The organism is Duganella sp. FT27W, from assembly GCF_009295655.1.
In the GTDB taxonomy this organism is placed as follows: Bacteria; Pseudomonadota; Gammaproteobacteria; order Burkholderiales; family Burkholderiaceae_D; genus Rugamonas; species Rugamonas zoogloeoides.
This window is the reverse complement of the sequence record NZ_WHIV01000004.1, coordinates 707259-722397: the sequence shown is the minus strand read 5'-3', so window position 1 is coordinate 722397 and position 15139 is coordinate 707259. Positions and strand designations below refer to the sequence as shown.

13 protein-coding genes are annotated in these 15139 nt (G+C 63.8%); 10 read left to right on the top strand and 3 right to left on the bottom strand.

The features are described from left to right. Positions 1 to 179: 179 nt before the first annotated feature. From F8197_RS20270 to F8197_RS20235, 8 genes are all read left to right on the top strand, one after another. Positions 180 to 1988 carry an aminopeptidase P family protein gene (locus tag F8197_RS20270; RefSeq protein ID WP_152883346.1) on the top strand — a complete coding sequence of 603 codons (1809 nt, stop codon included), beginning with the start codon at positions 180 to 182 and terminating at the stop codon, positions 1986 to 1988. Beyond that, complete coding sequence (locus tag F8197_RS20265; RefSeq protein ID WP_019924006.1) at positions 1985 to 2242, top strand: hypothetical protein; 258 nt, start codon at positions 1985 to 1987, stop codon at positions 2240 to 2242. Before F8197_RS20270 ends, F8197_RS20265 begins: the two co-directional genes overlap by 4 nt. Before the next feature lie 14 nt (positions 2243 to 2256). Beyond that, positions 2257 to 3003 (top strand): MgtC/SapB family protein, encoded by a 747-nt coding sequence (locus F8197_RS20260; RefSeq protein WP_019924005.1) that lies wholly within the window; start codon positions 2257 to 2259, stop codon positions 3001 to 3003. A 1-nt stretch (position 3004) separates the two neighbouring features. Then, positions 3005 to 3616 (top strand): DUF924 family protein, encoded by a 612-nt coding sequence (locus tag F8197_RS20255; protein WP_152883345.1) that lies wholly within the window; start codon positions 3005 to 3007, stop codon positions 3614 to 3616. Continuing rightward, positions 3616 to 4440: a Rossmann-like and DUF2520 domain-containing protein gene (locus F8197_RS20250; protein ID WP_152883344.1), complete on the top strand. Its 825-nt coding sequence runs from the start codon at positions 3616 to 3618 to the stop codon at positions 4438 to 4440. Before F8197_RS20255 ends, F8197_RS20250 begins: the two co-directional genes overlap by 1 nt. Before the next feature lie 170 nt (positions 4441 to 4610). After that, positions 4611 to 4973: a hypothetical protein gene (locus tag F8197_RS20245; RefSeq protein WP_152883343.1), complete on the top strand. Its 363-nt coding sequence runs from the start codon at positions 4611 to 4613 to the stop codon at positions 4971 to 4973. A 35-nt stretch (positions 4974 to 5008) separates the two neighbouring features. Beyond that, a complete protein-coding gene (locus F8197_RS20240) occupies positions 5009 to 5611 on the top strand; it encodes an alpha-ketoglutarate-dependent dioxygenase AlkB (RefSeq protein ID WP_152883342.1) in 603 nt (200 codons plus the stop codon). A 242-nt stretch (positions 5612 to 5853) separates the two neighbouring features. Further along, positions 5854 to 6438: an outer membrane beta-barrel protein gene (locus tag F8197_RS20235; protein ID WP_152883341.1), complete on the top strand. Its 585-nt coding sequence runs from the start codon at positions 5854 to 5856 to the stop codon at positions 6436 to 6438. Between the two features lie 106 nt (positions 6439 to 6544). Here the strand turns inward: F8197_RS20235 and ettA are convergent, their stop codons facing one another. After that, positions 6545 to 8212 carry an energy-dependent translational throttle protein EttA gene (ettA, locus tag F8197_RS20230; protein ID WP_152883340.1) on the bottom strand — a complete coding sequence of 556 codons (1668 nt, stop codon included), beginning with the start codon at positions 8210 to 8212 and terminating at the stop codon, positions 6545 to 6547. A 125-nt stretch (positions 8213 to 8337) separates the two neighbouring features. Then, a complete protein-coding gene (gene rarD / locus F8197_RS20225) occupies positions 8338 to 9219 on the bottom strand; it encodes an EamA family transporter RarD (RefSeq protein ID WP_152883339.1) in 882 nt (293 codons plus the stop codon). Between the two features lie 238 nt (positions 9220 to 9457). On the opposite strand from rarD, the gene F8197_RS20220 reads away from it, so the two are divergent. Together F8197_RS20220 and F8197_RS20215 are read left to right on the top strand one after the other, a co-directional pair. Next, positions 9458 to 11338 (top strand): potassium transporter Kup, encoded by a 1881-nt coding sequence (locus tag F8197_RS20220; protein ID WP_152883338.1) that lies wholly within the window; start codon positions 9458 to 9460, stop codon positions 11336 to 11338. 129 nt (positions 11339 to 11467) lie between these two features. Further along, complete coding sequence (locus tag F8197_RS20215) at positions 11468 to 12496, top strand: FKBP-type peptidyl-prolyl cis-trans isomerase (RefSeq protein WP_152883337.1); 1029 nt, start codon at positions 11468 to 11470, stop codon at positions 12494 to 12496. Positions 12497 to 12559: 63 nt separating this feature from the next. On the opposite strand, the gene F8197_RS20210 is transcribed toward F8197_RS20215, so the two are convergent. Next, positions 12560 to 15121 (bottom strand): ABC transporter permease, encoded by a 2562-nt coding sequence (locus F8197_RS20210; protein WP_152883336.1) that lies wholly within the window; start codon positions 15119 to 15121, stop codon positions 12560 to 12562. Positions 15122 to 15139: the final 18 nt, after the last annotated feature.

Sequence of the window (15139 nt, the reverse complement as noted above, 5' to 3'; positions counted from 1 at the left end):
TTATGCCGGAATCTGGCAAACACGCGCCAATAACTGGCATAAAAAGGGCAGAAACCGCCTTGTAAACGTCATCCAATGCTTGGGGACCGCGATTCCAGCCGGGAACCAGTGCCCGGGCAATCGCGGTATCATAGGGATAACTGATCATGCCGCGCTTGCGGCGCAACGGACCCATGCATATGACCACTACCCACCACACCGCCGAGCGCCTGCTGCAATTGCGCGCCGCGATGCGCCAGCGCGGCATCGATGCCCTGATGGTGCCATCCGCCGATCCCCATTTATCGGAATACCTGCCGCCGCGCTGGCAGGGCCGTGAATGGCTCAGTAATTTCACCGGCTCGGTCGGTACCTTCATTATTACCCAGGAGTTTTCCGGTATCTGGACCGATGCCCGCTATTGGACCCAGGCCGAACAGCAATTGGCCGGCAGCGGTATTCAATTAATGAAAATAACGTCCGGCGCCAGCGTGCTATATATCGACTGGCTGGCCGCGCATTTAAAAGCCGGGCAAACCGTGGCAGTCGATGGCGCGGTATTGGGATTATCGATCGCCCGCCTGTTGCAGCAGGCGCTGGCCGCCAAAGATGTCGCGCTGCGCTTCGACCTCGACCTGCTCGACGACGTCTGGCCCGATCGTCCCGGCCTGCCCGCCGCGCCCGTGTATGAACACCTGCCACCGTATGCGTCAAAAAGCCGCAGCGGCAAACTGGCCGATTTGCTCGGCGCCATGCAACAGCACGGCGCCAACCGCCACGTCATCTCCACGCTTGACGATATTGCTTATTTATTCAATTTGCGCGGCGCGGATGTGTCGTTCAACCCGATCTTCCTGGCCCACGCGGTGGTCACGCCCACCCGCGCCACCCTGTTCGTGGCCGACGGCAAAATCTCGCCCGAGCTGCGCGAACAGCTGGCCCAGGAAGATATCGACGTCGCCCGCTACGACGGCTTTGCTGCCGCCCTGGCTGCGCTGGGACCGGAGTCCACCCTGCTGATCGACCCGCGCCGCATCACCCACGGCACGCGCCAGGCGATTGCCGCCAAAGTCAGAGTGGTGGAGGCGACCAATCCCACCACGCTGGCCAAGTCGCGCAAGAGCGAGGCCGACGCGGGCCACGTGCGCGTGGTCATGGAACACGACGGCGCCGCCCTGTGCGAGTTTTTCAGCTGGCTCGATGCCACCCTGGCCGACCCGCAGCGCGCTCCGCTGACCGAACTGACCATCGACGAGCAGATCACGGCCGCCCGCGCCCGCCGTCCCGGTTTTGTCAGTCCCAGTTTCGCCACCATCGCCGGGTACCAGGCGAACGGCGCGATCATGCACTACCGCGCCACCGAGGCGAGCCACGCCGTCATCGACGGCGACGGCCTGCTGCTGATCGATTCGGGAGGGCAGTACCTGGGCGGCACCACCGACATCACCCGGGTGGTGGGCGTGGGCGCCATCTCGGCCGAGCACAAACGCGATTTCACGCTGGTGCTCAAGGGGCTGATCGCGCTGTCGTCGGCCCATTTCCCGCGTAGCACCAGGTCGCCGATGCTTGACGCCATCGCCCGCGCCCCGCTGTGGGCGGCCGGCATGGATTACGGCCACGGCACCGGCCACGGCGTCGGTTACTTCCTTAATGTGCACGAAGGACCGCAGTCGATTTCGCCGTCGGCCATGCCCGAGCCGCAAACGGCGATGGAAGCTGGCATGATCACGTCGATCGAACCGGGCCTGTACCGGCCCGGCCAGTGGGGCATCCGCATCGAGAACCTGGTGCTCAACCGCGCAGCCGGCCAGACCGATTTCGGCGACTTCCTGCAGTTCGAAACGCTCACCCTGTGCCCGATCGACACCCGCTGCCTGGACGCAGCGCTGCTGCGCGACGACGAACGGCGCTGGCTCAACGACTATCACGCCATGGTGCGCGAACGCCTGTCACCGCTGGTGACGGGGGCCGCGCTGGCCTGGCTCACCCAACGTACGGAGGCAGTATGAGCGGACGCGCCACCCGCGCCACCTCGGCGCTCGACCGATTGAAAGCCCGCACCGGCAACCCGCGCTACTCGATGGCGCGCACCGGCGCCGGCCACTTTACCCTTAGCGACGGCGCCGGCGAGCCGCCGCTGTGCCCACCGCTCGAACTCGACGACTTTGTCGCGTTCGTCAACGGCATTTCGCCATTGGCACCCAAGCGGGTGAGCAAGCTCGATATCGCCTTCGAAAAACAGTTGCAGAAAAAGCCAACATAAACCAAGGGCGCCTCATGCCGGCAATCGAATTCCTCGGCGCGTACTGGTCGCAGTCGGAAGTGGCCACCAACCTGGTGATCCTGCTTAATTTGCTGGGGGCGCTGGCGCTGGGCCTGGTGGTTGGCTACGAGCGCTCGTACCACGGCCGCGCGGCCGGCATGCGCACCTATGGCCTGGTGTGCATGGCATCGGCCGCGCTCACCGTCATCGGCGGTTATCCGGGGCACTGGTTCGGCGGCCACGTGTCGCAGTACCTGATCAACTCCGACCCCACCCGCATTGTGCAGGGCATCGTCACCGGCATCGGCTTCCTCGGCGCCGGGGTGATCATGCGCGAGGGGTTCAATATCAGCGGCCTGACCACGGCCGCGTCGATCTGGGCCTCGGCGGTGATCGGCGTGATGGTGGGCGTGGGCTTTTACCTGGGCGCGATCGGGCTGGCCATTTTGTGCGCCGGCTCCATGGTGCTGCTCACGCGGGTGGAGGCGTGGCTGCCGTCGCGCCATGCGATTGCGATCACCATGCGCTTCAAGGCCGGGTACCGGCCGCAGGAACAGGCACTACGCGAGATGGCGCTGCAGCGCGGCTATGAAATTGCCGGCGGCTCGCTGATGATCGGCAGTGACGGCGGCATGCAGGAGTGGCGTTTTGTCGCCATCGCCTTCAGTAAACGCAGCGGGGCGCCGATGTCGGTGCTGTCGGCCGAACTGGCCGATTTCGACGGCATCCACAGTTTCCAACTCTCCCACGCAAGGAATTAAGATGACCATATTAGCCCAGGACGTGCTCGATTTCTGGTTCACCCCCGACCCGGGCCAACCGGCGGACGCCATGCGCACCGCCTGGTTCAAGAAAGATGACGGGTTCGACGCCGAGATTGGCCGCCGCTTCGGCGCGCTGATCGACCAGGCGGTAGCGGGCGGCTTGCAGGAATGGGACCAGCAGGGCCCGGTCGGCACGCTGGCGCGCATCCTGCTGCTCGACCAGTTTACCCGCAATGTTTATCGCGGTACACCGCAGGCATTTGCCGGCGACGCGCAGGCGCTCGCTGCCGCGCAGGCCCTGGTTGCATCGGGCCAGGACTTGTCTCTGCCGCCGCTGCAACGCAGTTTTGTGTACTTGCCGTACGAGCACGCGGAAGACCTGGCGCAGCAAGACCTGGCGGTGGCGCTGTACACGCGCCTGGCTGGCGACCCCACGGTGGCCGCCTCGGCCGAGCTGGCCAAGGGCATCGCCGGCATGCTCGATTACGCCCACAAGCACCACGAAGTGATTGCTCGCTTCGGCCGCTTCCCCCATCGCAACGAGATTCTCGACCGTCCGTCTACGCCGGAAGAACAGGAATACCTGAGCCAGCCGGGCGCGGGTTTCTGATGGCAGTAACGCTCAACCTGGTGGGAGCGGGCCACGTGGGCCGGGTGCTGGGCCGCTTGCTGGCGCGCCAGGGCGGCGTTGACATCGGCCAGGTGCTCACGCGGTCCGCCGCCTCGGCGCGCCAGGCGGTGGATTTTATTGGCGCCGGCCAGCCGGTCGAACGCTACGACCAACTAAAAGCGGCGCAGGTGCACGTGCTGGCCGTGGGCGACGACCAGGTTGAAGCGGCCTGCGCGGCGCTGGCCGCTGCCGTGCCGCTGGCCGGCAGCATCGTGTTCCATTGCAGCGGCGCCCTGGCTTCCACCCACTTGCAGGCCGCGCGCGATGCCGGTGCGCTGGTGGCCAGCGTGCACCCGATCCGCAGCTTTGCCGACTCGGCGGCGGTGGCCGACCACTTCGACGGCACCTATTGCGGCGTGGAGGGCGACGCTGCCGCGCTGGCAGTGCTGATACCGGCGCTCGAAGCGATCGGCGCGCAGCCGGTGCCGATCGACGCTGGCGCCAAGACCGTGTATCACGCAGCGGCCGTGTTTGCCAGCAACTACCTGGTGACCGTGCTCGATGCCGCGCTGCGCGCCTACCAGGCGGCCGGCGTGCCCGAGGACGTGGCGCGGCGCATGGCGCAGCCGCTGGCGTTCGAATCGATGGCCAACGTGTTTCGGCTCGGTGCTGCCACCGCGCTCAGCGGGCCGATCGCACGCGGCGACCTGGCCACCGTAGCGCGCCAGCAGCAGGCGGTATCGCAATGGGACGCACCCACCGGCGACCTGTACCGCGACCTGGTCGCACCGACCACGGCACTGGCGCGTCGAAAATCTCGATGACGGCCAAACACTGCGGCGTTGCAGTTGAAATGCCACGAATTGACAAATAACTCCGTTGATACATCGACAAACGCCCTGATAAGCAATAAGCTTGATTCTCAGAATGTTTTTTCTGAGAAATTAACAGTTCACAAAGTGCCGCGCTGGCGTCAATTGTATAGGGGTAAAGAATGTTATTTTTGAAAAGCACCACCGTGACGAAAGCGCCGGGCATTTACGACGTCGATATCGCCGCCAAGCCGCCAGGCAAGACTTTCGGCGTATTCATTGCCACCGACCCCGACCATCCGCCGACCGCCGTGCTGGAAAAGCTGGCCGAGTTGGGCTTCAAGAATACTTATAGCGGCGGCTATACCCACAAGGATCGCGGCAAGGTGCTGGACCTGCATTTCCAGAAAGACGGCACCGACCTGTTCCAGGGCTGGAAAGCCGAAGAACTGGAAGGCAATATGGCTGCCATTACTGCCTTGTTCTCCAGCATCGGCGTTGCCATCACCCCGCGCGTGATGTCGCTGGCAGAGGCGTACGCTTAAGTTCATCTCGGGGTCCATGGAGGTATCATGCGCGCATGGACCTTTTTGAAGACGCTGCCGCCACTGCCCTGACTGCCATCCCGATCGAGGATGGCCGGCTCGCCTTTCAGCAACGCCTCCTATTGGACTTGTCGCCGGAAGAAATCTTTTGCCGCCTGCGCGACGAGACCGACTGGCGTGCTGAACAAATCCAGGTGTGGGGCAAACTGCACTGGCAACCGCGCCTGTCGGCCTGGCATGGCGAAGCGCGGTATCGCTATTCCGGCAAGACCTTCGATCCCCAGCCATTTACGCCGCTGCAACTGCACATTAAACAGGCAGTCGAGCAGGCCACCGGCTGCCGTTTCAACAGCGTGCTGCTCAATTACTACCGCGACGAGCGCGACAGCATGGGTTTCCACGCCGACGACGAGCGTGAGCTGGGCCCCGAGCCGGCCATCGCCTCGGTCAGCTTCGGCGCGCCGCGCACCTTCATCCTCAAGCACCGTACCCGACCGCAGACCATCAAGCTGGCGCTGGGCGACGGCTGCCTGCTATTGATGGCTGGCACACTCCAGCAACACTGGACCCACGGTATCAACAAGGAACGCGCCACGCGCGGCCCGCGCATCAACCTCACTTTCCGGCTGATCTTGTGAGTGTTGGCGCACCCAGCTATCCTTTTGCCAGGGGTTTTGACGCAATCTCTTAAGCCTCGCTTAAGTTTTGTCGTTACACGAATTTGCAGTCATTCGTTTGGCTCACATCTCGTTACACTTATTACTAATTCGGTCGTGACGCCTTCGACATCTGGTGGTATCTTGAACACATCGCGATTCAACACAGAGAGAATTGCGATCCCAAGCAAGTCCATAACCACTTTTGCTGAAAGATCGAGATCATGAAAAAAATTATTCTGGCAGTTATTGCTTCCGCAGCCGCCCTGGCTGGTACCTCCGCCTACGCCGATGACGCAGGCACCGGTTACGTCGGTGTTGGCGCCGTCGGCAGCAAATACGAATTCAATGCTCCTAACGCGGTAAGTGGCGAAAACCACAGCGGCTACAAGGCTGGCGGCAAGATCTACGGTGGTTACAATATCGACCAGACCTGGGCAGTTGAAGGCGGTTACACCGATTTCGGCAAAAAATCGTATAACTACACCGCTGGCGGCTTGCCAGGCGGCGTGCGTACCGATGCCCACTCGTACTACCTGGCCGGTAAAGGCACGTGGCCTGTGAACCAGCAAATCGCGCTGACCGGCAAGCTCGGCGTGGCTCGCAACACCAACGAAGTGAGCACCTCCGGTATCTCGTCGGTCAATGGCGACAAGAACAAGACCGCGCTGTACGCATCGGTCGGTGCCGAGTACGCTGTGACCAACAACGTCAAAGTGTCGCTGGAATACGAACACTACGGCAAGAACGACATCGACACCGGTCGTAAAAGCGGTGCTGTTACTGCCGGCGTGCGTTACGCTTTCTAAGCCGAACGTCGCTTAGCTCCTCATAGAAAAAGCCACCGGTCGATCCGGTGGCTTTTTTGCGTTTTGCGGGCAGATCGAGAGGCCGGCGTGATGCCGGCCCTGCTGCTTAGGCCGTGAGCGGCTTGTAGCGGATACGTTTCGGCTTGGCGCCTTCTTCGCCGAGGCGCTTTTTCTTGTCCGCTTCGTATTCCTGGTAGTTACCGTCGAAGAAGGTCACTTGCGAGTTGCCTTCGAAGGCCAGGATGTGGGTGGCGATACGGTCGAGGAACCAGCGATCGTGCGAGATCACCAGCACGGAGCCGGCGAATTCGAGCAGCGCATCTTCCAGCGCGCGCAAGGTTTCCACGTCCAGGTCGTTCGACGGTTCATCGAGCAGCAGCACGTTGCCGCCCTTGAGCAGGGTCTTGGCCAGGTGCAGGCGGCCGCGTTCACCACCGGACAGGTTGCCGACGATTTTTTGCTGGTCGCCGCCCTTGAAGTTGAAACGGCCCAGGTAGGCGCGCGACGGCATTTCGAAGCGGCCCACGCTGAGGATGTCGGCGCCGCCGGACACGTCGTCAAACACGGTCTTGCTGTTGCCCAGCTCGTCACGGCTCTGGTCCACCAGCGAAATACGCGCGGTCTGGCCGATCGCCACTTCGCCGCTGTCCGGCGTGTCGATGCCGGCGATCATCTTGAACAGGGTCGATTTACCGGCGCCGTTGGGGCCGATAATGCCGACGATGGCACCCGGCGGCACGGTGAACGACAGGTTGTCGATCAGCAGGCGGTCACCAAACGCCTTCGAGACGTTCTTGAATTCGATCACTTCGTTACCGAGGCGCTCGGCCACCGGGATGAAGATCTCCTGTGTCTCGTTGCGCTTCTGGTATTCGTGCTCGCTCAACTCGTTGAAGCGGGCCAGGCGGGCTTTCGACTTGGCTTGGCGTGCCTTCGGATTCTGGCGCGACCATTCGAGTTCTTTCTGCAGCGCTTTCTGGCGGGCCGATTCGGTCGATTCTTCCTGCTTCAGGCGCGCCTGTTTCTGGTCCAGCCACGACGAGTAGTTGCCTTTCCACGGGATGCCATGGCCACGATCGAGTTCCAGGATCCATTCGGCGGCGTTGTCGAGGAAGTAGCGATCGTGGGTGATGCCGACCACGGTGCCCGGGAAGCGCAGCAGGAATTGCTCGAGCCATTCGACCGATTCGGCATCCAGGTGATTGGTTGGCTCGTCGAGCAGCAACATGTCGGGCTTGGACAGCAGCAGCTTGCACAGCGCCACGCGGCGCTTTTCACCACCGGACAGCACGCCGATCTTGGCATCCCATGGCGGCAGGCGCAGCGCGTCGGCGGCCATTTCCAGTTGCAGGTTCAGGTTGCCGCCGTCGGACGAGGCGATGATCGCTTCCAGGCGGCCCTGTTCGGCTGCGAGGGCGTCGAAGTCGGCGTCTTCCTCGGCATAGGCTGCGTACACGGCGTCGAGCTTGGCTTGCGCTTCGAACACTTCGCCGAGGCCCGATTCCACTTCCTGGCGCACGGTTTTTTCCGGGTCCAGTTGCGGTTCCTGCGGCAGGTAGCCGATGTTCAGGCCCGGCATCGGGCGCGCTTCGCCCTGGATGTCGGTATCGATGCCTGCCATAATTTTGAGCAAGGTCGATTTACCGGAGCCATTCAGGCCCAGTACGCCGATTTTTGCGCCCGGGAAGAAGGAGAGCGAAATGTCCTTGAGGATCTGGCGTTTCGGCGGGACAATTTTGCCCACGCGGTTCATGGTATAGACGTAATTTGCCATTCAGTGTCTCGGTGAAATGAATCGGTAAAAAGCGCGGTAAAAAAGCGCGGTAAAAATCGCGGTGAAAATCCGGGGAAGGACGACAGGATACGACAAATCCCCTGTTACGCCCACTCTTGCGTCCACTATTTAGGGCTGTTACGCCGGCTGACCCACAGCCCTTCGGCCACGTACAGCGCCAGCGCGGTCCAGATAATCGCAAAGCCGATCAGCCGCTCCTGCGGGAACGCTTCGTGAAAGACCCACACGCCAAGCAGCGCCTGCAAGCTCGGCGACAGGTATTGCAGCAGACCCAGCGCCGACATGGAAATCTTGCGCGCGCCGGCCGCGAACAGCAGCAGCGGGATCGCGGTAATCGGACCGGCCGCCGCCAGCAGCCAGCGCGTGGCGCCGGTGTCGGTGTTCACAAAGGTGTTTTGGCCGTGTACGGTCAGCCAGACCACGTAGCCTAGCGCCAGCGGGAACAGCAGCATGGTCTCGAGCGACAGCCCTTCGAGCGCAGCCAGCGCGGCAGTCTTGCGCAGCAGGCCGTAGCAGGCAAACGAGATGCCCAAAATTAAGGCAATCCACGGCAATTCGCCGGCCGACCACGTGAGCCAGGCCACGCCGCACGCGGCCAGGCCGATGGCCAGCCACTGGCCCCGGCGCAGGGTTTCTTTCAATACCAGCATGCCCAGCATCACATTGATCAGCGGATTGATGAAGTAGCCGAGGCTGGCGTCGAGCACGTGGCCGTTGTTGACCGACCAGATATACACGAACCAGTTCGACGACAGCAGCAATGCGCTGGCAATGAAGGCGCCCAGCACGCGCGGCTGGCGCGCCACTTGCGGCAACCATTTCCATTGCTGGCGTACGGTCAGCACGATGGCCAGGAATAGCAGCGACCACAGCATGCGGTGACCGAGGATTTCCAGCGGCGGCACTTCGCGGATGGCGTGGAAATACAGTGGAAAAATTCCCCAGAGAATAAAGGCGGAGGCGGCGTAGAGAATTCCTGGGTTCATGGTGCAAGGCGGCGAAACTTGTGGTCGGTCTGACATTATGACCTATCCGGGCGTTGCTTGCTGGCCTCAACTTGCTCGCACACTGCAAGGCGGACGCCCACGCGGCGCACAGCGGCGTACACTGGCGATATTGACGAATTGGAACGAATCCGATGCCATCCTCCATGCCAAAATCTCCTTGCGTTTTGACGGACCTTGTCCTACTGTGCAATGCACCAAAACAACAACAGGTGCAATCTTGACCGAGCAACACAAGAAAAGCAGCGTTGCCGCGCTGACCATGGCCGCCATCGGCATCGTCTACGGCGACATCGGTACCAGTCCCCTCTACACCCTCAAGACCATTTTCGATCCCGACCACGGCCTGGCGCTCAACGAAGCCAACCTGCTGGGCATCATTTCCCTGATTTTCTGGGGCCTGACGATGATCGTCTCGCTCAAGTACGTCAGCCTGGTGCTGCGCGCCGACAATCGCGGCGAGGGCGGCATCATGGCGCTGATGGCGCTGGCGCTCAATTCGGTCAACAAGGCTGCGCCGCGCTGGCACTATCCGCTGCTGGTGCTCGGTGTATTCGGCGCCACCATGTTCTACGGCGACAGCGTGATCACGCCGGCCATCTCGGTGCTGTCCGCGATCGAAGGCCTGGAAGTGGCCGCGCCCGGGCTGGAACAATACATCGTGCCGCTGACCATCATTGTGCTGGTGTCGCTGTACGCAGTGCAGCACCAGGGTACGGCCGGCATCGGCCGCTGGTTCGGCCCCATCATGCTGCTGTGGTTTGCCGCGCTGGCGGTGATGGGCGTGATCAACATCGTTGCCGCCCCCGAGATCGTCGCTGCACTGAACCCGATGCACGCGTTCCACTTCATGCTGGAAAACCGCATGATCGCGCTGGTGGCGCTGGGCGCCGTGGTGCTGGCGTTTACCGGCGCCGAAGCGCTGTACGCCGACATGGGCCACTTCGGCAAGAAACCGATCCGCGCCGCCTGGTTCCTGATCGTGTTCCCGGCGCTGGCCATCAATTACCTGGGCCAGGGCGCGCTGCTGCTCACCCATCCGGAAGCGGTCTCGAACCCGTTCTTCCAGCAGCTGGGCGCGTGGAGCGTGTACCCGCTGGTGGTGCTGTCCACGGCGGCGGCGGTGATCGCCTCGCAAGCCACTATTTCCGGCACCTTCTCGATGACCAAGCAGGCCATCGCGCTGGGCCTGCTGCCGCGCATGCGCATCAACCACACGTCGGCCACCGAGATCGGCCAGATCTATATTCCAGCCGTGAACTGGCTGCAGCTGGTGGTGGTGCTGATGGCCGTGGTCGGCTTCGGTTCGTCCGATAAGCTGGCAGGCGCGTACGGCATCGCGGTCACCGCCACCATGCTGGCCACCACGCTGCTGACGTTCTTCGTGATCCGCTACCGCTGGAAATTGCCGCTGTGGGTATGCCTGCTGGCCACCGGTTTCTTCATCACTATCGACATCGTGCTGTTCTCGGCCACCACGCTCAAGCTGTTCCACGGTGGCTGGTTCCCGTTGCTGCTGGCCATCGTGCTGTTTACCGTGATGATGACCTGGAAGCGCGGGCGCGAACTGGTGTTCTCCAACCTGCAAAAGCATGCGATTCCGCTCGAAGAATTCATGGACTCGCTGTTCGTGGCGCCGCCCACCCGGGTGTACGGCACCGCGATCTTCCTGCGCGGCGAGAGCGACGGCGTGCCGCACGCGCTGCTGCACAACCTGTCGCACAACAAGGTGCTGCACGAGCGGGTGGTGTTCTTCACGGTCCACATTGTCGAGGAACCCTATGTGCCGGTGGCCGAGCAGGTGAAAGTGACCGACCTGGGCCACCAGTGCTACCAGGTCAACGTGTATTACGGCTTCAAGGACGAACCGGACGTGCCGAAAGTGCTGCAGCAGTGCGAATGCCTGGGCCTGCCGTTCGAAATGATGGAAACCTCGTTCTTCATCGCCCGCCAGACCGTGATCTCGGCGCCGGACAAGGGCATGGCGCCGTGGCGCGAACACCTGTTCGTGACCATGTCGCGCAACGCGCGCGGCGCGGCCGACTACTACCAGATTCCGCCCAACCGGGTGATCGAACTGGGTACGCAGGTGGAAATCTAGGCAGGCGCGCCCGCAAAAATATGTAACCGAATGTTGTGGCCCGGGCACTGGGTGCCCGGTCTGCTACACTTCTGCTCCTGAAAAGCTGCAAAGCTGCCAAGGAATACGAACTTATCCTCAAAGGTAATCATGAAATCGATGTTGAAACTGATCGCTGCGGCTGTTATCGGCGCAGCCGCGCTGACCGCGTGCGGCGGCCATTACAAGGCGCCGGAAGCCGTGGTGGTGGTGCAGCCGGAGTACAAGCAGACCGATACGCTGGTAGGCACGGGTACCGAAGCCAAGGCCGGCACCGTGGTGACGATCTACGATCCCGTCGATGCCGCCGATAGTACGATTCTTCCCCAGAACAAGAATATCCTGAACAAATATACGAAGGACTCGCAGCTGGTGACCGTCACCTACACCGGTTACCTGTATGACAGCTCCAAGGCGGATGGCAAGGGCGCGGTCGTGGAAACGTCGGTGCCGGGCGAATCGATGTTCCCCGAATTCCCGATGCAGCCGTTTACGCTGGGCGCGGGCAAGCCTCTTGCTGGTACCACTGCGCTGATCGGCTTCGATCAGGCAGTAGTGGGCATGAAGGTGGGCGGCAAGCGCACTGTCGTGCTGCCGGCCATCCTGGCGTATGGCCCGACCGCCATTGCAGCGAGGACGGCAAAGAATGACGCCACAAAGACATTCCCCGCAGTGCCGGCCAATTCGCCGCTGGTGTACGACATCACGCTGGTGTCCGTTTCCATGCTGCCCAATATCATTCCTGTAACGCCGCCTGCCGTGGTGACCGATCTGGTGCCTCCCACCGTGGGATCAGGTCTTGAGGCCGTGGCAGGCAAGTATCCTCAGGTGCGCTATACCTTGTATTTCTACGACGGAACTCGTGCCAACCTGATCGGCACGCAGATTCAAACCAACGTCTCTACCGATACGTCAGTGAAGCCCTTCTCGTTCCTTCTCACCACAGACGTTACAAAGATGCAGACCATCGTAGGCTTTAACAATGCGATCCTGGGCATGAAAGTGGGCGGCAAGCGCACGATCATTATTCCGGGGAAATTTGCCTACGGCATCACTGGTACTACCGGCATTCCGCCCAACACCTCGCTGATATACGAACTCGAACTGGTGGGTGTAACGGATACCGCGCCAGCGGCGTAATCGACATCCCCCAGGCAAGAACGGCGGCAGCGATGCCGCCGTTTTTTTTCGTGCAGTCCGGTATCAATCGCGCAGCGCCTGCACCGGCGACGTGCGCATCGCCGCCAGCGTATGGCGGGCGGCGGCCAGCGCCACCACCAGCAGCGCCAGCGCCAGGGCCGCCAGCGGCGCCCAGCGGCCCCAAGGCGCATGCGCCACGAACGGCGCCAGGTAGCGCTCCACGCCCAGCACCGCCAGCGGCAGCCCGAGCAGCGCGGCGGCGCCGGTGAGCAGCACGAATTCCCTGGCGACCAGCGCCGCAATCGCGGCCCGGCCGGCGCCATGCAGCTTGCGCAGCACGATCTCGCGCCCGCGCCGCTGCACGCTGGCGGCCGCCATCGCATACACCCCGAACGCCGCCAGCGCCAGCACCATTGCGGTTGCCCAGCCCAGCATGCGCGCCACCCGTTCATCGGCGGCATAGGCTTCGGCCGGGTAGCTGGCGGCGCGCCGCACCACCGGCGGCGCGGTGGGCACGTAGCGGGCGACTGTGGCGGCAATCGCCGCTGCTGCTGCGGCCACTGCGGCCTGGTCGCTTCGGCCTGCCAGGCGCACCGTCAGCAGATTGCTGTCGCGCGCCAGCTCGTACAGGATAGCCCGCGCCGGCGCGCGCAAGGACTCCCAGCGGATATCGGGCGCCACGCCGACGATGCGGTACGAGGTTCCGACAATCCGCTGGCCGGTGGCCTGGGCGGCAGACTGCCAGCCCAGTGCACGCACTGCGGCGCCATTGAGCACTACCGGCCGGTCTTGTTCGATACTTTGTCCAATACCTTGCCCGATAGTTTGCTCGGTACCTTGCCCGCCATTCTGCCCGTCCGGTTGACCGGCGGCGTGCTTGGGCGCGTGCTCGGCTGGCTTTCCGGCGCCCGGGCCGCCGGTGCGCTCCAGGCGCGGATCGAACAGGCGGCCCGCCACCGGCGTCAGGCCATACACATCGAAGAAATCGGCGCCGACGGCGTACACGGTGAGCGAGGCGCTGCTGCCATCGAGCCTCTGCACCGCCACGCTGCCCAGGGTGCCGGTGCCGTCGTCGCGTCCCGGCACGGAGCGGCTGTCGGCCACGCCTGCCACGCCGGGCAGCCGGGCCAGCGCGTCGCGCAGCGCCGCTACCGGGACCGTATCATCGCCGCGCGGCAGCTCGACCACCAGCAGCGGCGCCGCATCGAAGCCGGCCGGCGCGGTCGCTGCAAAGCGGGTTTGCCACAGGATCGCCAGCGCCACCGCGCCCATGGCCATGGCCGCGCCGAACTGCAACGCCGCCAGCACGCGCCGCAGCCACGCGCCACCGGCCGTCTCGCCGCTGCGATGCGACAGCACCCGCCCGAGATCGACGCCGCGCGCCAGCCAGCCCGGATACACGCCTGCCGCCGCGCCCAGCACTGCGCCGCCGGCCAGCGCCAGCGCCACGCTGGCCGGCGTGAACAGGCCCGCCAGCGGCCACGCCAGCAGGTCGGACGCCACCGGCGCAAGCAACCAGGCCAGCAACACCCCGGCAGCAGCGGCAGCGGTGGACAGCAGCACCGACTCGATCATGAACTGCGTAAGCAGCTGGTCAGTGCCAGCGCCCAGCACGCGCCGCATGGCGATCTCGCGCTGGCGGCGCACCACGCGCATGGCGGCCAGGTTGACGTAGTTGAGCGCGGCGAGCAGCAAAATCACCACGCCGGCGCCGGCCATCGCCAGCACCAGGCGGCGATCACCGCGCGGGCCGGTGCCCATGGTGCCGGCCACGCTGCGGTCGAAATACGCCTCGCTCAAAGGCCCCAGGGCGATATCGACCATCTTGCGCTGTCCCAGCGCCGCCTTCATCTCGGGCGTAGCGATGTCGCCCCAGGGCGCCCGGTCGATCACATCCTGCAGCACCTGTTGCAGCGCGCCCGGCTGCACCCCGGGACCGGTCCTGACGTAGATGCGGCCGCCGATACCCATCCAGTTGGCCAGCGCCTGGCGCCGCTCGGGCTCGGGCCACAGCGCGGTGTTCACCCCGGCCAGGATGCCGAACTGGATGGTGCTGTTGGCGGGGCGGTCGGCCAGTACCGCGCGCACCTGCACCGTCTGGCCGTTGATCTCGACCGTGCGGCCCAGCGCGGTGGTGCTGCCATCACCGAACAACTGGCGCGCCGCCTGGCGCGTGACGGCCAGGCCGTCGGGCCGCGTGAGCGCCTGCTGCAAGTCGCCTTCCAGCGCGCGCAGACCGGCAATGCGCTCGAATGCGGGATCGACCAGCGTGACCTCCACCGCGCGCGGCAGCCCTTGCAGGCGCGCGGTGGCCTGGCGCGGCCACCAGGCGCTGACATCGAGCGGCAAGCCGCTGCGTAACGCCACTTCGCGCAGCGCGAACGGCGTGTACTCCATCCACTGTGGCTGCGGAATAAAATTGAGCCGGTGCTTGACCAGGTACACCTGCTCGCGGGCGGGCACGTCGCGGTCGTAAGTGAACGCGTAGCGCGCATAGCCGAGCAGCAGGAAGCACACGGCAAAGCCGGCGGCCAGGCCCAGCAACTCGATGGCCGATTGCAGTGGCTGGCGCGCCAGCAGGCGCAGACCGATGCGCCAATGGCGCGCCAGATTGAAGAAGTTCATCGTCTCTCCTCGATGGGT

Excerpts from the sequence above, each read along its gene's own strand:
- F8197_RS20235 (WP_152883341.1), top strand. The coding sequence starts at position 5,854 with ATGAAAAAAATTATTCTGGCAGTTATTGCTTCCGCAGCCGCCCTGGCT.
- F8197_RS20210 (WP_152883336.1), bottom strand. The coding sequence starts at position 15,121 with ATGAACTTCTTCAATCTGGCGCGCCATTGGCGCATCGGTCTGCGCCTG.
- F8197_RS20240 (WP_152883342.1), top strand. The coding sequence starts at position 5,009 with ATGGACCTTTTTGAAGACGCTGCCGCCACTGCCCTGACTGCCATCCCG.
- F8197_RS20250 (WP_152883344.1), top strand. The coding sequence starts at position 3,616 with ATGGCAGTAACGCTCAACCTGGTGGGAGCGGGCCACGTGGGCCGGGTG.
- F8197_RS20265 (WP_019924006.1), top strand. The coding sequence starts at position 1,985 with ATGAGCGGACGCGCCACCCGCGCCACCTCGGCGCTCGACCGATTGAAA.
- F8197_RS20245 (WP_152883343.1), top strand. The coding sequence starts at position 4,611 with ATGTTATTTTTGAAAAGCACCACCGTGACGAAAGCGCCGGGCATTTAC.
- F8197_RS20270 (WP_152883346.1), top strand. The coding sequence starts at position 180 with ATGACCACTACCCACCACACCGCCGAGCGCCTGCTGCAATTGCGCGCC.
- ettA (WP_152883340.1), bottom strand. The coding sequence starts at position 8,212 with ATGGCAAATTACGTCTATACCATGAACCGCGTGGGCAAAATTGTCCCG.
- F8197_RS20255 (WP_152883345.1), top strand. The coding sequence starts at position 3,005 with ATGACCATATTAGCCCAGGACGTGCTCGATTTCTGGTTCACCCCCGAC.
- F8197_RS20260 (WP_019924005.1), top strand. The coding sequence starts at position 2,257 with ATGCCGGCAATCGAATTCCTCGGCGCGTACTGGTCGCAGTCGGAAGTG.
- F8197_RS20215 (WP_152883337.1), top strand. The coding sequence starts at position 11,468 with ATGAAATCGATGTTGAAACTGATCGCTGCGGCTGTTATCGGCGCAGCC.
- rarD (WP_152883339.1), bottom strand. The coding sequence starts at position 9,219 with ATGAACCCAGGAATTCTCTACGCCGCCTCCGCCTTTATTCTCTGGGGA.